Source organism: Neobacillus sp. MER 74 (genome assembly GCF_023714155.1).
In genome coordinates this window covers 16,202-41,892 of the sequence record NZ_JAMAUV010000013.1, presented here as the reverse complement: position 1 = coordinate 41,892, position 25,691 = coordinate 16,202, and the positions used below count along the sequence as shown (strand labels likewise).

The window sequence follows — 25,691 nt, the reverse complement described above, 5'->3', positions numbered from 1 at the left end:
AGTCATGCCCAACTACTAAAAAATAGTAGAGGGCATGGCTTTTTTTATCGATATTTTCTGTAATGGTAAGAGACTCTTTTTCTTATGGTAAAAAGGTTAGTCGAAATAAGCTTCAAACAAGGATTTGATCCGTAAGGCAAGTCTAATTTGCATCGTTGTTTCTGAATCCTTTAAGCTTTTTCCAAGGATCTCTTCACACTTTTCAATTCGATAGATGACCGTGTTACGATGAACAAACAACCGTTTGGCCGTTTCGGAAATTTGGCAGTGTGTTTCTAAATAGACAGACAACGTATCTAGCAGTGTTTGTTCATCTTCCACTTTTGTGTTTGCCAATCGACTTAGGGCAAATGTATAGAAATTCTTTAACTCATCTCTGGGGACCATTCGCAATAATTCCATGACATCCTTGGTATGATAGGTTTGGATATAGGCCGTTTTCCTTGAAAGCTGCCCCTGTGATAAGGCGTCTACCGCATCTTTGTAAGCATTTTTTACATCAAGAAACGAATGACTTAAATTACTCACCCCGAAGGATATCGTATTCCGGAAGTAAGTAGATACTTTTTCCTGAAGGGAAAGCAAAGTCGATTCACAGTAACTGCTGGACGTTGAGATGGTTTCTTGAATTTCAAATAAAAGAATACAAGTTTCACCTTTTGTGAAAAAGTGGATGTATGGAGTGATAACAGAGACTTCCCCTTCGATAAAATCATAAATATCATCTGCTTTTTCAAGGCGCTCAGTATAGGTAGGGTGATGGTCGTCCCTGTCGATTTGCCCCACTGCACAAATATACTTCTGGTCATTGGGTAATGAAAACTCCGCTGCTCGACCGATTATTTCCTCTTGAGAAGAAAACGTACCATCTGAAAAATGAAGAAAGAAATCATTTCGTATACTTTGTTCTTTCTGTCGGAGTGCATGTTCCTTCATAAGTGCAAACGAGATTACATTGGTAGCTTGTTCGATCGTTAATGAAATCAGCTGATTGGTTTTCTCAATCTCCCCTATAATCATAAGAAATCCTTGTTTCTTTTCACTCATGTGTACAGGGAATAAAGTACAGGTCTGTTTAGTGGCTCGGACTGACATGGAAATGGGTGAAGTCATCGAATAAGGAATCTTGAGACCATCCAGAATGAAGGGAAAGTCTAGGTTGGTCATAGGTTGATAAATCGGCTTAACATACTGATCCAATAATATAACAGGACGCTCGATCACTTGAGATAAATCTTGCAGTAAGAATTCAATCCCTTTTCCTTCCATAATGATCTTGGTAAATTGCTTGTGGATCTCTAATGCAAGCGTCAATTCAGCAGCCCGTTGATCAAGCATTGCCCGTAATGTATGATTGACAATTTCCCCAAGTGATAATTCTAATGGGAGTTCAATAATGGGGAAGGCTAGCTCGTTTGCCAGATTTATAGCTTCTAATGGTACTTTATCTAGAAAGCGTTTCGTCTTGATTCCTAATCCAGCACACCCTTGTTCAGCCATCGCTTGAACCAGCTCGGTTAGCTTAGAGGGCTGATCTTTGAAATGATATGCGGTTGTGATAAGAAATTCATTCTCATGTAAGAATGGAATAATATCGGGTGCATCCATCATATTGACCGATTCCACTTCGCGAGCAGTTCCAGATTCTCCGGCGATAACCGTCATTCCTGATAAATGTGGGATTATTAAGACTTCATGTACTTTCATGGAAAACACTCCTTGTGAAAAAATCAAAACACTGAAAATATTTCATTTATTTTAGCATGGTTTAGTTAATTTGCCTAAAAATTGTTGATATTTTTTACGTTTCCTCTAATGATGTTCATTTTTAATGATTGTAAACTAGGAATATAAGTATATATGGTGAGGGGTGAAGTGAATGGACATTCAAGTAGACAACTTGGATAAAGGTCAGGTGGGAGCCATGATTGAATGGCTTGCTTCGATTGGAGAAACAGAAAACGGGGGGGTAACAAGACTTTTGTATTCTCCATCCTGGTTAGAGGCGCAGCTGGCATTAAAAAATATAATGGAACAATCGAAACTGCATACGTACTTTGACAGTGTCGGGAATTTATTTGGACGATTACCAGGGACTGATTTACATGGGAAGACAATCTTAACCGGCTCTCATGTTGATACGGTCATCGATGGTGGGAAATTCGATGGTGCTTATGGAATTCTTGCCAGTTTTATAGCGGTAAGGAGGCTCTTTCAAGCATATGGGTACCCTAAGAAAACAATCGAAGTGGTCTCTCTGAGTGAAGAAGAAGGGAGTCGTTTTCCCCTTACCTTTTGGGGATCAAGAAATATCTGTGGTACGTACACCCTTGACCGGGTAAAAGAGGTGAAAGACTCAGCAGGAATTCCATTTTTAGAAGCGATGAAAAAGGCAGGATTTGATCCTGAAAAGTATTCATCTCCCGTTCGTAATGATGTGGAACGCTTTGTTGAGGTTCATATTGAACAAGGGATGGTCCTTGAGAAAAATCAGAAACAAGTGGGAATCGTCACTCATATTGTCGGACAACGCCGTTATACCATTCAGATAAAGGGAGAAAGTAACCACGCAGGGACGACCCCGATGTCCTATCGGAAGGATGCGGTTACTACCGCTTCCCAGTTTATTTCTTTTTTAACGGAAAAAGCGAAAGCGATCTACCCGCAATTAGTGGCAACGGTGGGAAGATTACAGGTAAAACCGAATGTGCCGAATGTGGTCGCTGGTGAGGTAGAGTTTAGCCTGGATATCCGCCATCATCAGGAAGAGGTGATTGATCAATATTGCAATGAGATCTTCACGGAATTTAAACGATCTGCTGAAAGCTTACAAATCGAAGTGACGATTTCCCAATGGATGGATGTACAGCCAGTTAAGATGGACGGAGAGATGTGTGAGTGGACTCGCGAAATCGCAGAGCGGAAGAACTACCGTTATCAAGACATGATATCGGGTGCAGGTCATGATGCACAAGTATTCGGTACGAAATGCGCCACATCTTTAATATTTGTCCCGAGTCAAAAGGGAATCAGCCATTCACCAAAAGAATTTACGAGTTTGGAAGATTTAGAAACAGGAATTGATCTATTAACTGAAGTTTTATATAAACTAGCATATTAGGGAGTGGATAGAGATGGCTTTTTCTGAGTTGCACACACCAATGAGAACGATAATGACCCCAGGGCCCGTGGAAGTTGACCCTCGAGTATTGCGTGCGATGAGCACACCTATTTTAGGGCAATTCGATCCAGCTTTTACTGACATTATGAACCAAGTTATGGAAATGCTTCGCCAAGTTTTCCAAACGAAGAATCGCTGGGCTTTTCCCATCGATGGCACGTCCCGTTCCGGAAATGAAGCAATCCTTTGCAGCATCATCGAACCAGGAGACCGGGTACTTGTGCCGATTTTTGGGAGATTCGGACATTTGTTAGTGGAAATCTGTGAAAGATATGGTGCAGAAGTGTATACAATGGAATGTCCGTGGGGAGAAGTATTTGATCCGCAAACAGTCATTGATGAAATGGAGCGGGTTGCGCCGAAAATACTAGCGATTGTTCATGGCGAGACATCAACTGGTCGAATGCAGCCCCTGAAAGAGATTGGGCAAGCATGCCGTGAACAGGACGTGTTACTCGTTGTGGATGCGGTCGCTTCCATCGGTGGTGTTGATGTAAAAACCGATGAATGGTGTATTGACGGTTTAATTGGCGGTACGCAAAAATGCTTATCCGTTCCATCTGGGATGGCACCAATTACCTTTAATGAACGAATTGAAACTATTCTTGCGGCCCGTAAAAAGGTCGAACGCGGGATCGCGACAGAGGAGGATTTTCGCTATTCGCGAAGCAGTCATCCGATAGCGAGCAACTATTTTGATTTAAGCATGCTCCAGGATTATTGGGGCCCAAGAAGACTCAACCATCATACCGAGGCCACTTCGATGATTTATGCTCTATACGAGGGGCTTCGATTAGTGTTAGAGGAGGGACTTGGGCAGCGATTTGAACGCCATAAGTATCACGAAACCGCGTTAGTTGCAGGGCTAGAGGCAATGGGATTGCAGCTATTTGGGGATGCTGAGCATAAACTGCCTTGTGTCACCTGCGTCGAAATTCCAAGCGGGGTGGACGGAGAATCCGTCCGAAAAATGCTGCTTGATGCTTTTAGTATCGAAATAGCGTCCTCCTTCGGACCACTCCACGGAAAAATCTGGAGAATTGGAACAATGGGGTATAGCTGCCGAAAGGAAAATGTATTGTCAGTTCTTGGTGGATTAGAAGCAGTGTTGATTCGTCACGGAGTAAATGTAAATCGTGGACAAGCATTACAAGCTGCACTTGATGTCTATGCTGTAGAGAATCATATTTTAGTGTTAAACCAAGCATAATTGTAACTATAGTAATTATGGAAGACGCGTTCCGATAAATTCCGTTTAAAAAATATCAAGTGAATTTTAAAATTTAACGATAATATGTACTTGTAAAGGAGGGAAATGGATGTTACAAGAATTCAATCATTTAATGGATTACATTGAAACACATTTAACGGAAGAAATCTCTGGAAAAGATATATCGAAGATTGTAGGACTATCTGATTATCATTTTAAAAGAATGTTTTCGTATATGGCTGGAATGTCATTAAATGAGTATATCAAAAATAGGAGATTATCGGTTGCGAATGTTGAATTAATTAACGGAGCCAAAGTGACAGGTATTGCCTATAAATATGGCTATCAATCAATCGAAGGATTTTCAAGAGCCTTTCGTGAATGGAGTGGTTTTTTACCTTCAGAAGTAACTAAAAACAAAATTCAAAAGTCATTTCCCAAATTTTCATTCTATATAGATATAAAAGGAGGAAAATCTATGGAGTTCAAAATTGAAAAGAAAGAGCCATTTAATATTGTAGGTGTATCCAAAAGAGTGCCCATTCAATTTGAGGGTGAAAATAAAGCTATCATAGAACTGGCGCAGTCTATTACCGAACAACAAAGAAATGAAATGCATCAATTAGCTGATTTATATCCTCATCAAGTCTTAAATGTGTCCTTTGATTTTGATGATAGCTACCTGGAGGAAAAAGGATATTTAACTCATATGATTGGTTTTGCAACAACAAAAGAGAATCCATTCGATGATTTAGAGCAAATTACAATTGAAGAAAGTTTATGGGCAATTTTCCCTAATCAAGGACCATTTCCTGCTGTACTTCAAGAAACCACCGCCAAAATTTATTCTGAATGGCTGCCTTCTTCAGATTATGAACTAGTAGAGTTACCTGGAATTTCTTTTACAAAGTACAAAGGTACATCGGATAATGTCTATAGTGAAATTTGGGTGGCAGTAAAGAAAAAGTAAGCGATCATCTAGGATGATAATTTTTTAACAATCCTGACCTTCTTTGAATATAAATAAATGATTGCAATTTTTTATTTATGGTCGAAGGAGGGGTAACTTTGAAAGTTGAGCACGAGTACACATTCGGATTGCCAAGGCACATTGTCTGGAAGTATATAAAGGATGAAAAAGTTCTAAGGAGCGCCATCCCAGGGTGTAAGTCTTTTATTGAAATTTCTAAGGGTGTATACCGAGCGGAATTGGAGTTCAAGATGGGTCCGATTCAAGATCTCTTTACTCTTGAGATTCGGCTTGAGGAGAAGAAGTCCGCTTCCTTGTATCGGCTGCATGTGAAAGGTACAGGTAATATCGGTGATATCGCGGGAAAAGCCGATCTGTATATAAAAGACTTCAACCGGGAGGCTAGCTTGCACTGTCAAGCTGAGGCAGAAGTTACCGGGGCAATTGCCTTAGCAGGTCAGCGTTTTTTAGAGAGCGGTGCTAACAAGAATATGGAAACTTTTTTTCAAAAAGTTGAAAAAGAAATCAAAAGAACTCTTTATTATTTGAAACGAAAAAGCAGGTGACTGGGGTTGGACAGTCACTTGCCTTTTATTATTTATAGTGATGTATGATTTGCACCTTTCAATGTGATAAATATCAGTTAGTTGACTAAATCAACTAATGCTTGTATGATATTTTTATTGTTAAATATTCTCAATATGAAGGTGGTAGATGGATGGAAAAACATCAATATGTAGAAAAAATTCGTAAATTTAATCGCTATTATGCAAATGTTCTAGGTAAAATTGACCAAGAAATTTATAATAAACCTTTTCCGTTAACTGAAGCACGTGTGATTACTGAAATCAATTTTAGTAATGGTTGTACTGCAACAGAGGTTAGAGAAAATCTTGGTATAGACCGTGGGCAAATGAGTAGAATCCTACAAAAATTTGAGGAAGATAAAATTATAGTTAAAAAGCAAGCAACAGACGATAAACGACAATACTTACTTTATCTCACAGAAAGTGGGAGAGAAATTTTTAATGACTTAGTTGAAAATGCAAATCGTGAAGTTGGAAAAATGATTCAAGAAATATCTAATCGTGATTTGACCAAGCTGATCAGTTCCATGGAAACCATAGAATCTATTTTCATTAAAGATTGTCCATCTCAATCAGAGGTAAACATTCGAACTTTTCAACCTGGAGATGTTGGTTTCATAGCACACCTTCATGGAACCTTATACGGAAATACTTATAAGTTCGGACCCGTGTTTGAATATTACGTGATGAAGGGCTTAACAGAATTTATGATTAATGTCGATGGGGGAGAATTGTGGATTGCTGAAGTAGATGGTAAAATTGCAGGTTCGATTGCAATTACGAAAGCCAATGATAATGTTGCCCAATTAAGATGGTTTATTTTGGATGAGAATTATCAAGGGATAGGTATAGGTAAGAATCTAGTCGAGACTGCCATCGATTTCTGTAAAAAACAAGGATACAAACATGTTTTCCTATGGACAGTAAGTATTTTAGAGACTGCTCGATGTCTATATCAAAAATATAATTTTAGAAAAACAGAGGAAAAACATAATTATGAATGGACTGGAGCGAAATTAGTAGAAGAGCGATGGGACCTAGAACTAACCAAATGAAGTGCCTAATAAAGCTTGTAAGAGTAATGAAAGGACCTAAAAGAACCTGAGACTTTTTTCTGTCTCAGGTTTTCTCGGGTTAAGAAATGGATCTTATTAATTTTGCATTGCTCCTCCTTCATGGGAAGTTATTGAACCGTATGAATTTAAGAAATAATTTCAAAAATAGTACCTTGGTTAAAGTCGGTCACTTTCATAGAACCATAAACCCCTAGATAAAGTCTGGTTTGATGCAGATTCGTTCCCAAACCAACAAAATAAGCGGATTGTGACCCAAAATTATAATCGGTTTCGATCACGCTATAATCATTTAGTTTACCATCCGTTCTGACCCTCGTATAAGCTAAAACTCCTCTAACCGCCGATTGAGATTCTTCTTTCCGGGCAAGATCGGTAAACACAACGCTTCCTGTTAATTCAGGGATTCCATTCCCCATAAAGGCTTGCACCCCTGTAAGTGCCGTTCCTCCAAACTTATCGGGCCTTTGATCTTTATGATAATAACTAGTTAGCGGCTGAATACGTTTCACTGAAGTGGTAACTGCTTCATTGAAATAAGCGATGGTTTTCTCATCCAAAGCCGGATTAGCAGAGCAGTCCCTTTTAATTGAAGTAGGAAAAGCACCTTCCCAGCCTCGCCAGCCAAAATTAATAAATCCTTCTTGGTCAAGTTCAGTTTTCATTAAGGAAGATTGAACAACCTGAGTAACTGGTATTGGTTTATAGGGAACGAATGAAAAAATCGACTCTACCAAATCTTGTCCCACATTTCCCACATACTTGATATATTGATTATTTAACCTTTGAAATGAAATCCCTGGTATATTGCGAACTCCTTTGGCCAATACCGTAAGCGTTTCATGAATAGATGGGGGTAGTTCATGAAAACGTGTGACAACTGGTGGGTTAGTGATAAATGTATTCTTATCTACGTCAATTTCAATAATTTTACCAGCTATTTCCATATCATCCTGACTTAAATTAAAGGGATCATAGCCTGAACCACCATCTCCAGTGGTTAATATAAGTTTCCCTGTTTCAGGGGAAAAGTTTAAGCTATTGAACCCATTATGATTTAAAAATGGTCTTCTTATGTTGAGTAATGTCCGTCGTTTTTGAGGTTGACCATTCGATGGTAGAATCCATTCCTCCACCGTATCAATATGATCATACTGGTTTTCTCTATTTATCCATCTTAAGTTTAAAGTTTTGGGATCACAAGGGTCAGGGGTAAAACCTCCCGAAAGGGCACCGGGACCTTGTGAACCGGCTGCTGAATAATGAAGATAAAAAAGTCCGTTATGATAAAATTCAGGATGAAACGCCAGCCCCAATAATCCACGTTCATCATATCCGCCGCCAGAACTGCCTAGTTTTATGATCTGTGGGCGAATGTCTAAAAAAGTCCTTATCACTCCATTTCCTATGTAAAAGATTTCTCCAACCTGGGTTGCAATGAATAATCGTTCAATAGAGTCACCTGGAAGGACAGTTGTTTTCAAAACTGTGGGTAAATTTAACTTACTAACAATGGGCACTAAACGAACCTTGACTTTTTTCAATCAAATTTACACCCTTTCGTATGGTTTTCTTATAAGAATATGATTAAAACTGTTCTATTAGTCTCAAATAAGTTCCAGTGAAACTAACAAAGCATCACACATACATTGTATTAATTCTGGAATAAGATATGATTCTAGGGAGGACGAAATGCCGTTCAAGAATTAAAAGATGAAGTGAATTTTTAATTTTGTAGGATCTTAGTGGATCGTCACCAAGGTCACGCCCATATATAGTATAGACGGGCTCCAATTTCCTCTCAGAGTGTATTATAAAGTGTAAGGTAATTCTTACTCTTTATACATTTTCGAAAGGAAGTGAAAAAAATGAACAATGCCTTTCCGATTACTAATGCCTTACCGATTACTAATGCGCTACCGATTACTAATGCCCTACCCCAACCTACATTGCCTTACTCCTGTGGAGCTCCTGTTTATGCAGGTTGTTTTCCTGCACGTAGATGCGATGATTTTATTCTCATTGTAGTGTTGTTTATTTTATTAATCATTGTTGGTGCAGTTTGTTTCTGTTAAAAGATGTATATAAATATTAATGCTCAGAGTTTATACACCCTGAGCATTTATTTATGATGATTATTGTGTTAATAGACTCGTTAATCATTATGTGATGAATATAATGATGATGACTTAAAATTCATATTTTATGAACCCTGATGTTTCTAAGCAGTTCTTTTGCTCTTGATCACCATCTGCTTGAAATCCACTTCCATAAGAATAATAGAAATCATAATAAGCATTCCCCCAACAACTAACTGAACTGTAAATGATTCAAATCCAAACATTACTGAAAAAATACTTCCAAAAACCCCTTCAAGCATCATGATTAATCCAGCAGATGTTGCGGAAGTATGCTTTTGAGCTAAAACCTGAACAGTTTGACCAACAAACGAACATATGATTCCCATATATAACAATGGCACTAATGCAACAGACCAATTGATATGAGTAAGCTGGCTATCCTCAACGAACAAGAAAAAAATCAATCCTCCTATGGCTTGTACAGCCGCAAGCATAAAAGCTACAATGCTGACATCAGTTGCTCTTGCCCCGTAGCCAAGATAAACAATAGAAGCTGCATAAAAAAACGCACAAATAAAAGAATACACGTCACCGATATTTATGTTTAGTTCTTTATTTAAAATACCAGTTAATATGGTCATTCCAAATAAACATAAGGCAATGGAAAAAAAGCTTTTTCCTGGGAGTTTCTTTTGATAAATAGCCCAGGCAAAGAAAGGTATAATTACTACATATATTGCTGAAATAAAGGCGTTATTGGATGGAGTCGTATACTGAACACCAATAGTCTGTGTAATAAATCCGCCAAAATTAAGCAATCCCGCAATTAGCCCAATTTTAAAGTCCGTAATGGTCATTTTAAATATCTTTTTATAAAAAAACATAAGGATCAAAGCAACAAAGAGAAAGCCTCTGAAAAAATTGATGAGTCCTGCGGACGCATTTGCATCTAGCGCTATTTTCGTTACAACAAACCCTGAACCCCAAAATGCAGAGGCTATCAATAGTAGCACGTTTGCCATTGATTTAGTCATTTTCATATGTAAATTCTCCTTTTCTATAAAAAAATATCCCGCCTCTTCAAGAAAAGAGACGGGAACAATCTACTCTTATACAGTTTTCATTGATAATTCAACGATAATTAGTAACGGAATTAATTTTCCGACACAACCCAAATCGAATTCCGAGTATGGGGGTTATTAAGAAGCATTGTTCATTGATGATAAATATACCTTTCGACATTCCCAAACAATTCTTCTTTATACATTTTTTATACATTACTAATTTACTAAAATATCTTAAAGTAATCAACCCATGTTTTTTTTAAAAGAGATTGTGAAGGATTGCACTTCTGTGGCATGGTATTTAACTATGAGTCTCTTTACATAAAGTGCAACAGAAAAGAAAAAAGCGTCAATTAGACGCTTTATTGGTAAGAGGTATTGTAAATGTTTTAGTTAAAGGATTACTTTATATTATGATAGCTTGTTTCAAAAGGTCATGGACAAACATGGACTTTATAAAAATATTTGTTTGACATTGACTAAAATTGTATACGAATGAACTGTAATAATCGAATATGAATATTTAAGTCATCACCTGTTTTGTTTTATAAAAGCTGATAAAATAAACCAAATTTGGTATCATACCATAACAGTTTGCCATGTTTACGTTTTGGGATACGTGTTTGTAAACTCCATTCAGGATACTGTTTAATAATCTGAACTTGATCACCCGTAGCAACAGCAATAAATGAAATATAATGATTTTTGGACATAGGATGATCGCTTGAAATAAACCATTCATGATCAATTTCTGTAATTAATAGCTTTTCTTCGACTGTTGCTTTCTTCGCTTCTAATCGTTCTATCTTTCTCCCACAGCAAGATAGGCTGATATCTCCAGTTGCTAACACAATATTATTACATGACGGACAAACAAAATAATTCGACTTTTTCATATTTCCCCCTACAAATTGATTCGACGATAATTCACCATCTAAAATATTTTCTATATTTACTCCCAATAGGGTAGATAAGCTTGGTAATAGCGTTACATCTGGGCAGCCATACCCACGCTCCCATTTTGAAATCGTTCGATCAGAAATGTTCATTTGATCAGCTAATTGTTTCTGTGTTAGTCCTTTTTCCTTTCGCAAATGATAAATTAACTCTCCTACTTTACTATTATCCATCATTGTCTCCTCCTGCTCTATTTTCATCTTAGAGGTTTATACGGTTGGTAACAACAAACGCTCCGTAGAGTTACGCTTCATATAGGTATCTTTTCCTTGTTTTTTCCTATACTTGCATAGAGGGAAGGCTAGTTTCCAACATGAAATACACACCATTGTTTTCAGAAATTTTATGTGATACATTATCAGCATAACTTATTAAAGGACTTTAATAAGTTTTTTGTTCCATACTTATTAAAGTTCTTTAATAAGATTATTTTAAGAGGTGGTGACTCTTGTGAATACGACTCCAAAATCGATGGGGAAAGAAATCCTCCGTGGTATTCGCAAATCTCTTCTAGAACTTGGCAATGCAACAAAAGTGGAACTCAGCGAAAAGTTAGGCATTAGTTTCCCTACGATCAGCAAATTCTTAACCCAAATGGAAAAGGATGGGGAACTTATTTCAGTTGGTCTTGATCATTCGAGTGGGGGAAGAAGGGCAGAGAGATATACATATAATCCGGAATATATGTTAGGGTTGGCCATCTTTTTAGAAAGAACAGAGACAAATTATATTGTCTTTAACTGTTTAGGTGAAAAGAAGGATGTTGGAAAAACCTCAAGTCTCTTAGCAGATGGAGAGTTAAGTTTATTAACTGACTGTGTTGATGAGATACTAGGGAGCTATCCGAAGATAAGATCTATAGCCATCGGTGTACCAGGTTCCGTTGATGAGGGACGGATTTTTTATATACCAGGGTATGAACATCTTCAAAACATTGACTTAAAGGAATACCTAGAAAATCGTTTCTTTATACCTGCAGTCATTGAGAACGATATGAACGCAGCCGTGCTTGGATATCACAAAAGTAAGGGGATTAAGAAAGATAAATCTCTTGTTTATATCTATTCAGGTCATAATGGTCCAGGTGCTGGAATTATGGTAAATGGAGTCGTGGTACGAGGAAGCACTAATTTTTCAGGAGAGGTTTCATTCGTTCCACAGTACGATGACCAAAATTTTGGCCAGGCTTTGAAAAATGAAAACAGGACGAAAAAAGCTTTTATAGTTGAAGACTATGAGATCGACGCCATTAGTAGATTAGTTGCTTCGTTTGTAGCTATCATTAATCCTTATTCAATTATTTTCTCTGATGATGAAGTCAACGCAAATACCTTAGTGCAAATTGTTGATCAAAGCTCTAAGTATATTCCAGCTGAACATCTTCCAGAACTTATCTTGAGTGATTGGAAACAAGACTATTTATTGGGATTACAAAGTCTGGGGCTTGATCTCATGATTACCGGGATAAGCAGTAAAGAAAAATAAATACTCATATGAATAATGTAAAGGGGGACTAGTATGGCAACATTCTTTTTATTAATTATTTACTTGGCATTTATCAGCTTAGGGCTACCTGATTCATTGTTGGGCGTGTCATGGCCAATGATGCAATCGGAGTTTGGAGCACCGCTTGAGACGGCTGGATTGCTTTTTATGACGATTGCAGGAGGAACGATTATTTCAAGTTTTGCTAGCGGAGCTGTATTGAAACGCTTCGGGACAGGGATTGTCACATTTTTTAGTTGTTTAATGACAGCTGGAGCACTGCTCGGCTTTCATTTTGCACCTTCGCTTTTTTGGTTATTCATTTGTGCCATCCCATTGGGCTTAGGGGCAGGTGCAGTGGATTCAGGATTAAACAATTATGTTGCTTCACATTACAAAGCACACCACATGAGTTGGCTGCATTGTTTTTGGGGAGTGGGAGCTACCCTTGGTCCCGTCATTATGGCTCAGTTTATTTCAGGGCAGCATTCTTGGAGAAGCGGGTATCTTGCCATCGCTGGTCTACAGTTTGTATTAGTTGTCATTCTTTTCTTCACGTTGCCTTTATGGAACAAGGTTGGAGGAAACAGCGCGGTGAGCCCAGCAAATGAACAAGAGAATACGGACCAAAGATATAGTGGAGCAGATCGTAAAAAACAAAAACCATTGCAAATTAGGGGAGTTAAGCTAGCTTTAATCACTTTCTTGTTTTATTGTGGCGCAGAGGCAACGATGGGACTATGGGGAAGCAGCTTTTTGATCAATGTGAAAGAGCTATCGGTAGATACAGCGGCAAAATGGGTATCCATCTATTACGGTGGAATAACCTTTGGTAGATTTATAACAGGCTTTATTACCCTAAAAATAAGGAGTCGGACGCTCATTCGGGCGGGGCAAATAATCGCATTGGCTGGGGCCGCCTTCCTATTCCTGCCGTTGCCTTCTACGTTCTCTCTTACTGGTTTTATGATGGTTGGAGTTGGATTGGCACCGATCTTTCCATGTATGTTGCATGAAACGCCAACACGATTTGGGCAGGAACAATCGCAGACCATCATGGGGTATCAAATGGCTGTTGCTTATACAGGTAGTACGTTCCTGCCGCCTTTGCTTGGTTTCCTTGCTGCACATATAACAATAGGAATCTTCCCATTTGTCATTGCAGGTTTCATTGCAATCATGCTCTTAGGATCAGAGAAATTAAATGCCATCATGAAAAGGAAAGAATTAATGAGTGTAAAAAAATAACAACTCCACAGTCATGTAATCTTAAGATTAAATTGATAAAATTGTATGAATTGGAAAATAATAGTGCTTAAGAAAGGAGGGCTTGGTTATGTATTTGAAAAAGTGGTTAACTGGATGGGTGGTTGTACTTGCGATGATGGTGGTGATGGCAGCTCCAGGTTCACTCTCGGTATTCGCTAAATCCAGCGTCGCAGCACAGCCTGAACAGACAGTGAATGCGATAGAGGTTCAACTGCACGATGATTACTTTAATCCGAAAGCCATCACTTTGCAAAGTGGACAAACGACAACGTTAATATTGAAAAACCAAGGGAAGAAAAAGCACACCTTCACCGTGGAAAAGCTCGGAATTAACACCGAAGTCCAGCCGGGAACAGGAACAACTATTACAGTGACACCGAAAAATCCAGGTACATATGACCTGATTTGCCGGTACCATTTCCAGTCAGGAATGGTTGGAACAGTAATTGTGAAATAACAAGCAAGGCCAAATGATTATTCTAGTAAAAATAAAGCCTCTCAAAATCAGCCAATCTAGCTGATTTTGAGGGGCTTTTGCTGTTTAGAAAGTTGGTTACGCGTTGATGAAGACTCTTTTTTCATCGCCAACAAGAATATCAATCCAATGATACAAGCTGTCCCAACCCATTGGAAAGGACCAAAGGGTTCTTTTAACCAAAAGACTGTTGTTATAACGGCAGCAAGCGGCTCAATACTGCCTAGAAGACTGGATTCTTTAGGTGCCAGACTTTGTAAACTTTCTATATAAAACCAGAAGGCAATCATCGTACCAAAGATGATCACGAAGACTAAATAAAAATAAGCTTCGAGCGGTAAGCTTGTAAAGTCCATTTGCCAAGGCGGTTGGATAAAACTTAAGGCAAAACCACCGATCATCATTGCCCATCCAACAATGACAAGGGAATCGTATTGCGCAAGGAGTGGAACGGCGTATAGCGTATAAAAAGCTAAAGCGATTCCAGATAAAACACCCCAAACGATGGCAGGTGTAGACACAGATAATTGAGAGATGGAGCCATTTGTTAATAAGAAAAAACAACCAACTAATGCGAGAATAACAGTAATCAAATCTCTTAGTGTTAAAACCGTTTGTTTACGGAAAATTAGATAAACGATAATCATAACAGGTGCTAAATACTGTAGTAGTGTTGCAACAGCCGCATTTCCATGTTTAATGGAAGCCATGTAGGTATATTGTACCGCAAGCATTCCGACTAATCCGAAGATAATTAATTGAATCGCAGTCTTTCGAGTTTTCCAAACACCAAATATCTGGGACCGTTCTTTTCCGAAAAATTGAACGGTTAAGAGTAATAACCCTGCTATAAGCAAGCGGGTGGTTACCAGCCAATCTACATCGATTTGATATTGATGAAAAAGCTTTTTTGCTACGGTGCCACCAATTCCCCAAAATACTGCTCCTGTGATAACAAGAAGTATTCCCTTTTGTCTATTCATGATAGATACTCCACCTTAAAATATAAAAATAGTGTTATAATATTTTCAATCATAAAGGGAAAATCTCTGAAATAATACCCAAATTGAATAAAAAAATATAAATATATTGAGGTGGGCAAATGCAAATGAAAGACTTTCTGGTCGACCAAAGCTTAAAAGAATTAACGGAACATCGAACAACTGTCTTACCTATTGCATGTTACGAAACCACGATTAACCATAATATTAATGGATATATACCGCTTCACTGGCATGATGAAATTCAGTTTGTTCTCGTTGTAAAAGGAGAAGCGGTTTTTCAAATAAATGAAGAAAATCTGATGGTTCAAGAAGGAGAGGGGCTCTTTATAAATAGTGGCTGCCTGCACATGGCCAAAGATCTGAATGATTCGGCCTGCGTCTATATTTGTTTAAATGTTTCTCCAAGGTTCGTTTTATCACAAGAGCTTTATTCAACCTTTGTATCCCCATATATACAGGCAACTAACATTCCATATTTACCTTTGATTCCTAAGGAACTTTGGGCGAATAATATTTTGAGTTCTTTAATGAAAATCAACCAGTTGATAAAAGAAACTCCACCATATTATGAAATCGACATCAGCCACCATCTCACGTTAATGTGGAAAAACCTCATAATGAATGGGATTCAATTAGAGTATGAACAGCCGGAAATGGTGAAGAATCACCGAATGAAGCAAATGTTACATTGGATTCACCTACATTATGCTGAAAAAATCCTTTTAGACGATATTGCACGAGCAGGTCAATTAAGCCGCTCTGAGTGCTGTCGATACTTCAAACGAATTTTAAAGACATCCCCTTTGAACTATGTAACCGATTATCGAATTCAAAAAAGTTTAGTATTACTACAACAACCAGAAGCCAATGTCACAGATGTTGCCTATCAAGTAGGATTTAACAGCACAAGCTATTTTATTGATAAATTCCGAAAGTCGGTGAACATGACCCCATTGGCCTATAAAAAACATAAAAATACCAGTTTTCTTGTGAACTAGTACATTTTAAGTAACGGTGTAAAAGTTGAAGAACCAGCTGCCAAAATTCTTGGTGGCTTTCTTTTTGGGTTGTTAAGAAGTTTGCAATTAAATGTTATACGGAATAGCTTGTCTACATAACTATGTATAAAAGGCATAGGGTGTGAAAAATTCATGCGAATATTAAAGAATGTATCTTTATTTTTTCTAGCCTCTATATTACTAATGCTTACAATTATGTTTTTGAACGATAGGTTTCATTTAGGTATTTCTAATAATGATATAGACATTTTTCTTGGACCTTCAATTATGTTAATTTACTTCTGGATTGTTTCTCCGGACCTAAGGAAGCACTTCTTTAAACAATTCATTAGAGTCAAGGCTTTTGATAGAGTGGTATTGTTACCCGTTCTATTAGCAATATTGGTGCTTTTTTTGTTGTATTCCTATTTCTATTTTCCAGCATTATTTGCTAAAGAGCCATTATCGGTTGGTAATGCTCAATATTTAGGGCATCAAGAACTTACTACTGCTGGCGAGATTTTATTGTTAGGGATCATAGGACCTTTTAGTGAAGAATTTCTATTCCGCTTCCTTCTTATTGTTTATTTGCCATACCTAGCCCTCCATCACACGTTTATAAAAAAGCCTCTCGAAACAAAGAAAAACGTGAATAAAAGTATTTCTAAACCTTTTATATTCTTAGTAAATGCAGTGAATAAGGTTTACTACCGAGTATTTGAAATGAAAGATAAAAAATTAATAAGTGGCTGGGTGATACTGGTTTCATTTTTCTTTGCTTTCGTTCATGGACCTGACCTTTATTCATTTCCGCTCTATTTCTTACCTGGTATACTATTTAGCTTTGTCTATTTAAAGTACGGGTTTTTAGCAAGTTGGATTTGTCATGGAACTGCTAATACATTATCAGGGATAGTTAATGCTATATTTATCTCATTTCTTAATGGGAGTTGAAAAGAGGTTAGTTGAAGTAGAAATGCAATTCAATTTTTCTTTATTTACATAAAAAAGTGGATGCCTTGTTGTTAAAAGTTTTGTTCGCTCCGTATTTTCTTGAGTAATACCTGGCAGCCAGCTGAAACAAGACGATAGGTTTCATCAAAATCACCTGTATAAAATGGATCGGGGACATCTTTCCTGTATTTGGTCAGGTCCAGCAGCCTAATGATCTTTGGATGTTTAGGCTTCCCGGTTATCCTGTAAATATTTTTTATGTTGCTTTCGTCCATACCGATAATATAGTCGAATTTCCAAAAGTCTTCTTTCTTTAGTCGTCGTCCAACAAGCCCATTAGAAGAGATATTGTATTTCTTCAGAATATCAAGAGTTCCTTCGTGTGGTGGGAAACCGATTTGCCAGGAACTGGTTGCAGCGGAATCAACTGCGATTTTGTTTGTCAAATTTGCTTTTTTGACTAAGTTGCGAAACAAAGCTTCAGCCATCGGTGAACGGCAAATATTCCCCAGGCATACAAATAAAACGTTGATCATGAAACCTAACCCCTTTAATAGCCTTCTTTTCATTCGTAATCACAAAGTATGTACCAAACAGAAAAACGGAACGGCGCTAGTGCTATTTTTAGAAACTGTTTCAATGCTCCCAATTGACAGCTAAAGACCTCAACTCTTTCCTCGTAAACACTAAGCGGATTAAGTTTCTTTGTTCAAAAGGAATTTGTTCAAAATCCAGAAAAACATAGGCTGCAGCAGGATTCCACCCAACGATTTGGAAATGTCGGTCTGTGATCAGTGTAGGGCAGTATTTTAATTCTGTTAAAATTTTTTCTAAAGAAGGGGAAAGTTTTGTTTGTAAAACTTCATGTTTATACACATTTGTGTTAACTTCTAATGCTAAATCCGTCAAAACTGTCTCGTAACTTAATACAAACTAGTCCGTCATATACAGTAAAAGGGGGATGTGTATGAAGAAATGGCTTTTAATATTCATAGCTCTTTTTGGACTTGCCATAATAGGTTGTTCAAATAATGGATCGTCAGGAGGAAAGCCGCCTAAAGCCTTTATAGAAATCAATAATAAAAGATTTGAAACTGTGCTTGGTACTTATTGTTGGCAAGAGAATGGAAAAGGTGAATGCGTCGATTCTGTTGGAACAATTGAACTATTAAAAAGTAAAAAGCCAATAGAAGTAAAACCTGGAGAGAAAATAACTTTCGTGATGGATTATGAACCAAAACCAAATAAATTCCATGTTTTGCAGATAAGCAATAACCAAGAAACTGAAATTGTTGTTAAGGATAATCATTTTTCTGCACCTATACAAAAAGGGCTTTATTATTACTCTTATGGAGTATGGTGGATGGATGAAAAGGAAGAGAATTTATCTCATGGCGATGCTTTTTATGCCTTCTCCTTAGAAGTAAAATAGTTAAAAGGGAAAGCCATTAATACTTTCCCTTTCTTTACTCCTTTATACCAGTCGGGACCTTCGTTTATGATTAAACTAATGTACCTTCTTGCATTTCAATGGTGCTGTTCATGAACATTTCCAAGTCGGCTTTCGTATTGGAAATGCCGCCTACACCAAAATTCTCAATTAAGAAGTTCGTTACGTTTGGTGATAAGAAAGCTGGTAATGTTGGGCCAACGTGAATATTTTTCACACCCAAGTATAGTAAAGATAAGAATACGATCACCGCTTTTTGCTCATACCATGCGATATTGTAAGATAACGGTAATTCATTTACACTTTCTAATCCGAATGCCTCTTTCAGCTTCAATGCCGTCATAACTAAAGAGTAGGAATCGTTACATTGACCTGCATCCAGTACCCTTGGAATTCCGTTGATATCACCTAAATCCAGCTTATTATATCGATATTTTGCACAACCTGCTGTTAAAATAATCGTATCTTGTGGAAGCTCTTCGGCAAACTCTTTATAATACGTTCTGCTCTTATGGCGGCCATCACAGCCAGCCATGACAAAGAATCGTTTAATATCACCATTTTTCACCGCTTCTACCACTTGATCTGCTACTTGAGCCACTTGATTATGCGCAAATCCTCCAACAATTTCACCTGTTTCAATTTCTACTGGCGGCTGGCATTTCTTTGCATGCTCAATGATAACAGAGAAATCTTTTGTTCCATCTTCATTTTTTGGAATATAGGTTACACCTTCAACAGCCGTTGCCCCAGTGGTATACATTCTTCCTTTATAAGATTCCTTTGGCGGAACAATACAGTTGGTTGTCATTAAAATCGGACCGTTAAAGCTTTCGAATTCACGAGTTTGTTCCCACCATGCATTTCCATAGTTACCGACAAAGTGGTCATATTTTTTGAAGGCTGGATAATAGTGTGCCGGCAGCATTTCGCTATGTGTATACACATCTACTCCCGTGCCTTCCGTTTGTTTTAATAACTGTTCCATATCTTTCAGGTCATGGCCACTCACTAAAATTCCCGGATTTTGACGTACCCCAATGTTTACTTTCGTCATTTCCGGATGACCATATGTGGATGTATTGGCGGTATCTAAAAGCTCCATGGCATGAACGCCATACTTTCCACATTCCATTGAAAGTTCAATCAATTGTTCCATACTTACAGAATCATCTGTAATCATGGCTAGTGCTTTTTGCATAAACGCATTTAGCTCATCATTTTCATAGTAAAGGTTTGCCGCATGCTCTAAATAGGCAGCCATTCCTTTCAAACCGTATGTTACTAACTCTCTTAATGAACGAATATCTTCATCTTTTGTGGCTAAAATACTAACTTCCTGCGAAGCAGATTTCATTTCTAGTTGATGATTGGTTTCAGCATCCCATGTAACATAATCGCTATTATTGTCTAACGTGTACCCAGCATTGGTAATGGCCGCTTTAATTTCTTCCCGGAGGTTTAAACCTTTTCTTACTGTATGAAAAAACTCATTTTTATCCCAATTGGCATTGGTAATCGTCATAAAAAGACCATTTACAATATATTCATCGGTTTTCTTTTGATTAATCCCGATTCCACGTGCCATTGTATTCACAATTGCTAATCCCTTCATTGTATAAATCAATAAATCTTGCATATTGGCTAAATCATCTTTTTTTCCACATACTCCAACAACTGTACAACCTGTTCCTTTTGCAGTTTCTTGACATTGAAAACAAAACATACTCATTTATAATTTCCTCCTGTGAATGTTTGCAGATTTTTAATTTTTCTAGGTTCTTAGTTAGTGGGAAAGATTGAATAAGGTTTAATAGCAATAATAATGTAATCAACTTATTTACATTGCTCATTATAAGTTCATTGATTTTAAATTTGGAGTTCTTTATGAATCTGTTCATAAACAAGTCAAAAAGATTTGAACACTTCGTGACAAAAAGGACAAATGGATGGGGGGCGGAAATCTAAAAAACAATATCCGATTAGAAAAGATTTAATATCCTTCCATTCTGAATACTTTTCAAAAATATAAGGAAATTAATAATATGTGAAGAAAAAGGAGGAAAATGAGGTGATTCGTGTTAGAAGGAGTCCTTTCATGAAGAAAGAAGTGAAAGATCATAAAGCTCCACATCAGACTTTATCACAGGACAGCCCTTTATCGAAAACACTTGAAAGCAATATACAATACTTCTCCTCTCTGTACAAGGAAAGTTCAGATGTCATTTTCCGAACCTTTATTGTTGATAAGAAAGACGCTGCTATTATCTATATAGAGGGATTAAGCGATACTCAACAGTTAGAACAACAAGTGCTTGAGACACTGTTAGATACAAGTGAATTGGATGAAACAGACTTCCTGCTTTCTATAAAAAATAGATTACCCATTTCAAACATCAACCGGGTCACGACGATTTCCGCCTGTATCGATGCCATTTCCACTGGAAACCCAGTTTTGTTGTTTGATGGATTTGAAGAGGCTTTCTCCTTAGGTTTAGTGAAATTTGAAAAACGCACCATTGAAGAGCCACAGGCGGAAACATCCATTCGAGGACCAAGAGAAGGTTTCACTGAATCTCTTGGTGTAAATACATCATTATTGCGTCGAATTATAAAAGACCCTGCTTTGAAAATGAAGACCGTCTATATAGGAAAATATACAAAGACAAAGGTGGTAATTTCTTTTATAGAGGGAATAGTAGATAAAGCTCTAATTGAGGAAATAGAAAACCGTCTGAATCGAATAAATATTGATGGAGTGTTGGAAAGTGGGTATATCGAACAATTCATTGAGGATAATCCCTATTCTCCCTTTCCGCAAGTTTTGTATACCGAGCGCCCTGATGTGGTTTGCGGTAATTTACTAGAGGGCAGAGCCGTTTTGCTTATTGAAGGGACCCCCTTTTCCTTGGTGGCACTAGTGAGTTTTTTTAGTTTATTTCAATCCCCAGAAGACTATTACGAACGTTTTTGGATAGGGGCCATTATCCGATCTCTCAGGTTTCATTTTTTAGTAATCGCCTTATTTCTCCCTTCAAATCTATGTTTCCATAGTCACGTTTCATCAGGAAATGATCCCCGTCTGCCTTGTTGCTAAGTATAGCATCGGCTAGAGAAGGCATCCCCTTTCCGGGCATTGTTGAAGCGATTATGATGGAAAATACCTTTGAAGCCATAAGGGAGGCTGGAGTACGTCTTCCTAGACAAGTCGGTTCAGCTGTCAGTATCGTAGGGGCACTTGTCATTGGAGAGGCAGCTGTTCAGGCGGGGATTGTTTCTGCACCCATGATTATTGTGGTGAGTAGTACAGGGATTGCCTCCTTTATGGTACCTCGCTATTCGATTGGTCTAGCCATCCGATTACTAAGGTTCCCAATTATCATTCTAGCAGGCTTTGTCGGGCTAATCGGGGTCATGCTTGCGTTAATTCTGCTCGTGATCCAAATGCCATTTCCAAGTTACAACTCAATGTACCGAGGAGACTGTTCTGGGGTCAATGTAAACTTTTTATTTTTGGAGACGAGCTTGCTAAAAACGGTATACGTAAAGAAATCGATTTTTTGGCACGCCATCCAAGTCCAAGAGGAAAATCACTTTTATATGTTAGTAAAGGGGAAGCGAGAGATATTTTGACATTAATTCCACCTTTAGAAAGATATTCAGGGGAGGCCCTGAGAAAAGTATCACAAATTGAAAATGGAATGATTACAACACTAAAAGATGTCGACATGGGGTTAATGGGTGAGAGTGAAAGTGTGTCTATGCCTTATATAAAAAAGTTGTCCCAAAATGATAAAACAAGGAAATCGAATCAGACCATACCTGTTTTTGAGGGAACGGCTGTATATAAGAAAGATAAAATGATTGGAACGTTAAACATGAAAGAGACACGTGGTTTACTTTGGTTAAAGGACGAGGTGAAAAGGAGTACCATATCCGTTAAGCCTAAAGGTGAGGACGGTAAAGTTACGATGACACCGACGATAGGAAAGATGAGTTTTAGACCTAAAATCAAAGAAAATCGCTGGATGATGCATCTAAATATCGCGATTGAAGGAGATATTGTTCAAAACGAAACGCAGCTAAATCTACTGAATGAGGATGTCCTGATGAAAATCCAGGGGGAATTCGAAGCCGCCTTAAAGAAAAGAGTAGGCCAAACCGTTGAGAAGCTTCAAAAGGATTTCAAGACAGATGTCATCGATTTTGGGAGGAAATTTCATCAACACTACCCGAAGGAATGGAAAAAAGTGCAGGATCACTGGGAGGAGAAATTCCCAGAGGTCGAGGTCCATATAACAGTGAATGCAAAAATAAGGAGACCTGGTTACATTGGCCCGCCCGCAGCCCTACCTAGAGACGAGGTGAAGGAGTAATGCAATGGAGTTGGGTCACAGTATTAGGCATACAAGGACTTTTGGTAATCATTGTGTTATTCGAGTGGAAGAGACTCAAAAAGGCGTCGAAGGCAGATATCATAACATTTTCAGCAATCCTGTTATTGTCAGAATTGATTGCCTTTTTTAACCTAGAAAACGTGCCGGGGCCTCTTACTCTGCTTCAATACATTTTTGGTCCTTTAAGTAAAATAATGGAGTAAAGCTGCTAAAGGGTTCCGTTACCTGTGGCAAATATTTTGCGAAAGAAAACGGAACCCGTTAGCGGTTTGCTCGGTTTTTCTTATTTTTTGTATTGTGAACATTAGATTTATTCAGTATATTTAATGTAATATCAAGCAGCGAGGAAGGTAAAATGAACCAATCCTATTTTTATTTAAAACTAGAAACACATCAATTACATATGTCTTATAAAAATGAATCTCGTCGTGTGCGTGTTTTATTGCCGAAAAATTATGATAAAGATGTGGCTGAAAATTATCCAGTTGTCTATATGCATGATGGACAAAATGTTTTCTATAGTAGTGAAGCGTATAGCGGGTATTCATGGAAAGTAATTCCGGCAATTAAACAAAACTCCGATTTACCGAAGATGATTATTGTGGGGATCGATAACGCTGGACAAGATCGAATTAATGAATATACGCCATGGAAAATTACTGAAAGCCCACTTCCTGAAGATATTGAACTAGGCGGAAGAGGAGCGGAGTTTGCTGAGTTTGTCATGACGGTCGTGAAGCCGTTTATCGATGATCATTATCGAACAAAGGCGGATAAATATCATACAGCGGTGATTGGCAGTTCACTTGGAGGAAATATTTCGGCTTTTATGGGTATTGAATATAAAGAACAAATTGGTGGTTTAGGTATTTTTTCTTTAGCCAATTGGATTACAAGTAAAGCCTTTGACAGTTATATTGCCGGGAAAGAGTTGGATCCTGAACAACGTGTGTACATTCAAGTGGGGACTCAGGAGGGTGACGATACCGATCGACAAATGATGTATGGGAATATGAAACAGGCCTATATCGATTGCTCGCTTAAGTATTATAAACAACTGATAAAAGGCTCTGTTCCTATTGATAGCATTCGTTTAAATATTTTTGCGGATGAAGAACATAATGAAAAAGCTTGGGCAAAACACTTGCCAGAATGTTTACGTTTCTTAAGTGTGAAGTGGTCTTGAATGAATTGAATATTTATATTTGACTGAATCTGAACAAAATAGGAATCTATCAATTTTTTGAAAATTTTTGAAAGTTTATATTGAATATATATTGAAATAATTGTACCCTAGTTGAGAAAATAATGAATTTTTTGATTCTGTGAAAGGGGCTTTTTGTATGAATTATATTTTGATATCACCATATTATCCAGGTAATTTTCAGCCATTTGCTCATCGTTTAAACGATGCAGGTGTCAATGTATTAGGAATTGGCGAAGAGCCATATGACCAATTAGGTAGCGAATTACAAAACTCTTTAACAGAATATTATCGTGTAAATAATTTAGAAGATGTCGATGAAGTGAAACGTGCCGTTGCATTTTTATTTTATAAACATGGTCCAATTGACCGGATTGAATCCAATAACGAATACTGGTTAGAACTTGATGCACAGTTGCGTGAGCAATTTAACGTGTTCGGCAATAAATCAAATGACTTGAAAAAAGTTAAATATAAATCTGAAATGAAAAAGTTGTTTAAACAAGCAGATGTGCCTGTGGTAGAAGGAAGAGTCGTAAAAACTAAAAAGGATTTATCTAAAGCTATTAATGACTTAGGACTGCCAGTTATCGCGAAACCTGATAATGGAGTGGGATCCGCTGCAACCTTTAAATTAAGTTCAAAAGAGGATGTACGCCATTTTGAAGAAGAATGGGGAGAAGCGCAAGTTTACTTCTTAGAACCATATGTCGAAGGAGGCGTGCTTTGTACATTTGATGGTTTAGTGGATCAGCAAGGGAACATTGTTTTCCAAACCAGCTTTACCTATAATGTGCCAACACTGGAACTCGTAAATGGTCAGTTGGATTTAGCTTATGTGATTCAAAAAGAAATCGATCCAAAACTCGAGGCTTATGGAAAGGCGATTGTGAAAGTTTTTGGCATGAAAGAACGCTTTTTCCATATTGAGTTTTTTAAATTAGAAAATGGGGATTATGTTGCACTTGAATACAATAACCGCTTGGCTGGCGGCTACACGGTTGATATGTACAATTTCGCGTACTCCATTGATTTATTTGCACAGTATGCTTCGCTTGTAACAGGAGGAGAATTCAAAGAGCCAGATGTCGAAAACCAGTTTTGTGTCGGTGTTACACAGCGTGATGTGTATGAGTATAAACATGATACGAATGCTATTTATGAACGATTTGGCGACCGTGTGAAGTTTGAACAGCGCATGCCTGATGCGTTTGCGGAACTTCAAGGAAATCAATTTTATGCGATTAATGCAGATTCGCAAGAAGAAGTGGATGAGATTATCCGTTTTGTCCATGAACGAAAAAATTACAGCATTGTAAACGTATAGGGATA

24 protein-coding genes and 2 pseudogenes are annotated in these 25,691 nt (G+C 37.7%); 18 read left to right on the top strand and 8 right to left on the bottom strand.

Annotated elements, in window-relative coordinates; all coding sequences use genetic code 11:
- Window positions 1-96: 96 nt before the first annotated feature.
- On the bottom strand, window positions 97-1,707 hold the full coding sequence (locus tag M3610_RS19240; protein WP_251461480.1) for a PucR family transcriptional regulator: 1,611 nt from the start codon (window positions 1,705-1,707) through the stop codon (window positions 97-99).
- Window positions 1,708-1,879: 172 nt separating this feature from the next.
- Here M3610_RS19240 and allC point away from each other — a divergent pair, with 172 nt between their 5' ends.
- From allC to M3610_RS19215, 5 genes are all read left to right on the top strand, one after another.
- Entirely contained in the window at window positions 1,880-3,121 is a 1,242-nt protein-coding gene (gene allC, locus M3610_RS19235; protein WP_251461478.1) for an allantoate deiminase, read from the top strand.
- 13 nt (window positions 3,122-3,134) lie between these two features.
- Window positions 3,135-4,391 carry a pyridoxal-phosphate-dependent aminotransferase family protein gene (locus M3610_RS19230; RefSeq protein ID WP_251461477.1) on the top strand — a complete coding sequence of 419 codons (1,257 nt, stop codon included), beginning with the start codon at window positions 3,135-3,137 and terminating at the stop codon, window positions 4,389-4,391.
- 109 nt (window positions 4,392-4,500) lie between these two features.
- Window positions 4,501-5,361 carry an AraC family transcriptional regulator gene (locus M3610_RS19225; protein ID WP_098575430.1) on the top strand — a complete coding sequence of 287 codons (861 nt, stop codon included), beginning with the start codon at window positions 4,501-4,503 and terminating at the stop codon, window positions 5,359-5,361.
- Window positions 5,362-5,459: 98 nt separating this feature from the next.
- Entirely contained in the window at window positions 5,460-5,927 is a 468-nt protein-coding gene (locus M3610_RS19220) for an SRPBCC family protein (protein WP_098575431.1), read from the top strand.
- 152 nt (window positions 5,928-6,079) lie between these two features.
- Window positions 6,080-7,003 carry a bifunctional helix-turn-helix transcriptional regulator/GNAT family N-acetyltransferase gene (locus tag M3610_RS19215; RefSeq protein ID WP_251461475.1) on the top strand — a complete coding sequence of 308 codons (924 nt, stop codon included), beginning with the start codon at window positions 6,080-6,082 and terminating at the stop codon, window positions 7,001-7,003.
- A gap of 146 nt (window positions 7,004-7,149) precedes the next feature.
- On the opposite strand, the gene M3610_RS19210 is transcribed toward M3610_RS19215, so the two are convergent.
- Window positions 7,150-8,565 carry a PQQ-dependent sugar dehydrogenase gene (locus M3610_RS19210; RefSeq protein WP_251461473.1) on the bottom strand — a complete coding sequence of 472 codons (1,416 nt, stop codon included), beginning with the start codon at window positions 8,563-8,565 and terminating at the stop codon, window positions 7,150-7,152.
- A gap of 405 nt (window positions 8,566-8,970) precedes the next feature.
- On the opposite strand from M3610_RS19210, the gene M3610_RS28520 reads away from it, so the two are divergent.
- A complete protein-coding gene (locus M3610_RS28520; protein ID WP_375377071.1) occupies window positions 8,971-9,096 on the top strand; it encodes a YjcZ family sporulation protein in 126 nt (41 codons plus the stop codon).
- Window positions 9,097-9,242: 146 nt separating this feature from the next.
- Here M3610_RS28520 and M3610_RS19200 read toward each other — a convergent pair whose 3' ends face one another.
- A complete protein-coding gene (locus tag M3610_RS19200) occupies window positions 9,243-10,142 on the bottom strand; it encodes a DMT family transporter (RefSeq protein WP_251461471.1) in 900 nt (299 codons plus the stop codon).
- Between the two features lie 569 nt (window positions 10,143-10,711).
- Complete coding sequence (locus tag M3610_RS19195; protein ID WP_251461470.1) at window positions 10,712-11,299, bottom strand: helix-turn-helix domain-containing protein; 588 nt, start codon at window positions 11,297-11,299, stop codon at window positions 10,712-10,714.
- A 295-nt stretch (window positions 11,300-11,594) separates the two neighbouring features.
- On the opposite strand from M3610_RS19195, the gene M3610_RS19190 reads away from it, so the two are divergent.
- From M3610_RS19190 to M3610_RS19180, 3 genes are all read left to right on the top strand, one after another.
- Window positions 11,595-12,608: an ROK family transcriptional regulator gene (locus M3610_RS19190; RefSeq protein WP_251461599.1), complete on the top strand. Its 1,014-nt coding sequence runs from the start codon at window positions 11,595-11,597 to the stop codon at window positions 12,606-12,608.
- 33 nt (window positions 12,609-12,641) lie between these two features.
- Window positions 12,642-13,856: an MFS transporter gene (locus M3610_RS19185; RefSeq protein ID WP_251461468.1), complete on the top strand. Its 1,215-nt coding sequence runs from the start codon at window positions 12,642-12,644 to the stop codon at window positions 13,854-13,856.
- An 88-nt stretch (window positions 13,857-13,944) separates the two neighbouring features.
- Complete coding sequence (locus M3610_RS19180) at window positions 13,945-14,334, top strand: cupredoxin domain-containing protein (protein ID WP_251461466.1); 390 nt, start codon at window positions 13,945-13,947, stop codon at window positions 14,332-14,334.
- Window positions 14,335-14,390: 56 nt separating this feature from the next.
- On the opposite strand, the gene M3610_RS19175 is transcribed toward M3610_RS19180, so the two are convergent.
- A complete protein-coding gene (locus M3610_RS19175) occupies window positions 14,391-15,335 on the bottom strand; it encodes an EamA family transporter (protein WP_251461464.1) in 945 nt (314 codons plus the stop codon).
- A gap of 119 nt (window positions 15,336-15,454) precedes the next feature.
- On the opposite strand from M3610_RS19175, the gene M3610_RS19170 reads away from it, so the two are divergent.
- A complete protein-coding gene (locus tag M3610_RS19170) occupies window positions 15,455-16,354 on the top strand; it encodes an AraC family transcriptional regulator (protein WP_251461462.1) in 900 nt (299 codons plus the stop codon).
- Between the two features lie 417 nt (window positions 16,355-16,771).
- Window positions 16,772-17,308: a CPBP family intramembrane glutamic endopeptidase gene (locus tag M3610_RS19165; protein ID WP_251461460.1), complete on the top strand. Its 537-nt coding sequence runs from the start codon at window positions 16,772-16,774 to the stop codon at window positions 17,306-17,308.
- A gap of 71 nt (window positions 17,309-17,379) precedes the next feature.
- On the opposite strand, the gene M3610_RS19160 is transcribed toward M3610_RS19165, so the two are convergent.
- Window positions 17,380-17,844, bottom strand: coding sequence for a low molecular weight protein-tyrosine-phosphatase (locus tag M3610_RS19160; RefSeq protein WP_251461458.1), 465 nt, complete (start codon window positions 17,842-17,844; stop codon window positions 17,380-17,382).
- Window positions 17,845-17,947: 103 nt separating this feature from the next.
- Window positions 17,948-18,217, bottom strand: a pseudogene (locus M3610_RS19155) (MmyB family transcriptional regulator); the annotation flags it as partial.
- Between the two features lie 58 nt (window positions 18,218-18,275).
- Between M3610_RS19155 and M3610_RS19150 the strand changes: the two are divergent.
- Window positions 18,276-18,740 carry a hypothetical protein gene (locus M3610_RS19150; RefSeq protein ID WP_251461456.1) on the top strand — a complete coding sequence of 155 codons (465 nt, stop codon included), beginning with the start codon at window positions 18,276-18,278 and terminating at the stop codon, window positions 18,738-18,740.
- 70 nt (window positions 18,741-18,810) lie between these two features.
- Here M3610_RS19150 and hcp read toward each other — a convergent pair whose 3' ends face one another.
- A complete protein-coding gene (hcp, locus tag M3610_RS19145) occupies window positions 18,811-20,484 on the bottom strand; it encodes a hydroxylamine reductase (RefSeq protein ID WP_373561728.1) in 1,674 nt (557 codons plus the stop codon).
- Between the two features lie 372 nt (window positions 20,485-20,856).
- Between hcp and M3610_RS19140 the strand changes: the two genes are divergently transcribed.
- The 6 genes and pseudogenes from M3610_RS19140 (at window position 20,857) to M3610_RS19115 (ending at window position 25,686) form a co-directional block, all read left to right on the top strand.
- Window positions 20,857-21,855 carry a spore germination protein gene (locus tag M3610_RS19140; protein ID WP_251461454.1) on the top strand — a complete coding sequence of 333 codons (999 nt, stop codon included), beginning with the start codon at window positions 20,857-20,859 and terminating at the stop codon, window positions 21,853-21,855.
- Window positions 21,846-22,145: pseudogene (locus M3610_RS19135) on the top strand (spore germination protein); the annotation flags it as partial. The gene M3610_RS19140 and the pseudogene M3610_RS19135, both read left to right, overlap by 10 nt.
- Window positions 22,118-23,134: a Ger(x)C family spore germination protein gene (locus M3610_RS19130; RefSeq protein ID WP_311315841.1), complete on the top strand. Its 1,017-nt coding sequence runs from the start codon at window positions 22,118-22,120 to the stop codon at window positions 23,132-23,134. The pseudogene M3610_RS19135 and the gene M3610_RS19130, both read left to right, overlap by 28 nt.
- Window positions 23,134-23,358, top strand: a complete 225-nt coding sequence (locus M3610_RS19125; protein ID WP_098575464.1) for a hypothetical protein — start codon at window positions 23,134-23,136, stop codon at window positions 23,356-23,358. The genes M3610_RS19130 and M3610_RS19125 overlap by 1 nt, the downstream gene beginning before the upstream one ends.
- A 152-nt stretch (window positions 23,359-23,510) precedes the next feature.
- On the top strand, window positions 23,511-24,341 hold the full coding sequence (locus M3610_RS19120) for an alpha/beta hydrolase (RefSeq protein ID WP_251461452.1): 831 nt from the start codon (window positions 23,511-23,513) through the stop codon (window positions 24,339-24,341).
- Between the two features lie 157 nt (window positions 24,342-24,498).
- On the top strand, window positions 24,499-25,686 hold the full coding sequence (locus M3610_RS19115; protein WP_251461450.1) for an ATP-grasp domain-containing protein: 1,188 nt from the start codon (window positions 24,499-24,501) through the stop codon (window positions 25,684-25,686).
- Window positions 25,687-25,691 lie beyond the last annotated feature (5 nt).

Bases quoted from the DNA above. Each gene is read 5' to 3' on its own strand.
- M3610_RS19240 (WP_251461480.1), bottom strand. From the start codon at position 1,707: ATGAAAGTACATGAAGTCTTAATAATCCCACATTTATCAGGAATGACG.
- allC (WP_251461478.1), top strand. From the start codon at position 1,880: ATGGACATTCAAGTAGACAACTTGGATAAAGGTCAGGTGGGAGCCATG.
- M3610_RS19230 (WP_251461477.1), top strand. From the start codon at position 3,135: ATGGCTTTTTCTGAGTTGCACACACCAATGAGAACGATAATGACCCCA.
- M3610_RS19225 (WP_098575430.1), top strand. From the start codon at position 4,501: ATGTTACAAGAATTCAATCATTTAATGGATTACATTGAAACACATTTA.
- M3610_RS19215 (WP_251461475.1), top strand. From the start codon at position 6,080: ATGGAAAAACATCAATATGTAGAAAAAATTCGTAAATTTAATCGCTAT.
- M3610_RS19200 (WP_251461471.1), bottom strand. From the start codon at position 10,142: ATGAAAATGACTAAATCAATGGCAAACGTGCTACTATTGATAGCCTCT.
- M3610_RS19195 (WP_251461470.1), bottom strand. From the start codon at position 11,299: ATGATGGATAATAGTAAAGTAGGAGAGTTAATTTATCATTTGCGAAAG.
- M3610_RS19190 (WP_251461599.1), top strand. From the start codon at position 11,595: ATGGGGAAAGAAATCCTCCGTGGTATTCGCAAATCTCTTCTAGAACTT.
- M3610_RS19185 (WP_251461468.1), top strand. From the start codon at position 12,642: ATGGCAACATTCTTTTTATTAATTATTTACTTGGCATTTATCAGCTTA.
- M3610_RS19180 (WP_251461466.1), top strand. From the start codon at position 13,945: ATGTATTTGAAAAAGTGGTTAACTGGATGGGTGGTTGTACTTGCGATG.
- M3610_RS19175 (WP_251461464.1), bottom strand. From the start codon at position 15,335: ATGAATAGACAAAAGGGAATACTTCTTGTTATCACAGGAGCAGTATTT.
- M3610_RS19170 (WP_251461462.1), top strand. From the start codon at position 15,455: ATGCAAATGAAAGACTTTCTGGTCGACCAAAGCTTAAAAGAATTAACG.
- M3610_RS19160 (WP_251461458.1), bottom strand. From the start codon at position 17,844: ATGATCAACGTTTTATTTGTATGCCTGGGGAATATTTGCCGTTCACCG.
- M3610_RS19150 (WP_251461456.1), top strand. From the start codon at position 18,276: ATGAAGAAATGGCTTTTAATATTCATAGCTCTTTTTGGACTTGCCATA.
- hcp (WP_373561728.1), bottom strand. From the start codon at position 20,484: ATGTTTTGTTTTCAATGTCAAGAAACTGCAAAAGGAACAGGTTGTACA.
- M3610_RS19140 (WP_251461454.1), top strand. From the start codon at position 20,857: ATGAAGAAAGAAGTGAAAGATCATAAAGCTCCACATCAGACTTTATCA.
- M3610_RS19125 (WP_098575464.1), top strand. From the start codon at position 23,134: ATGCAATGGAGTTGGGTCACAGTATTAGGCATACAAGGACTTTTGGTA.
- M3610_RS19120 (WP_251461452.1), top strand. From the start codon at position 23,511: ATGAACCAATCCTATTTTTATTTAAAACTAGAAACACATCAATTACAT.
- M3610_RS19115 (WP_251461450.1), top strand. From the start codon at position 24,499: ATGAATTATATTTTGATATCACCATATTATCCAGGTAATTTTCAGCCA.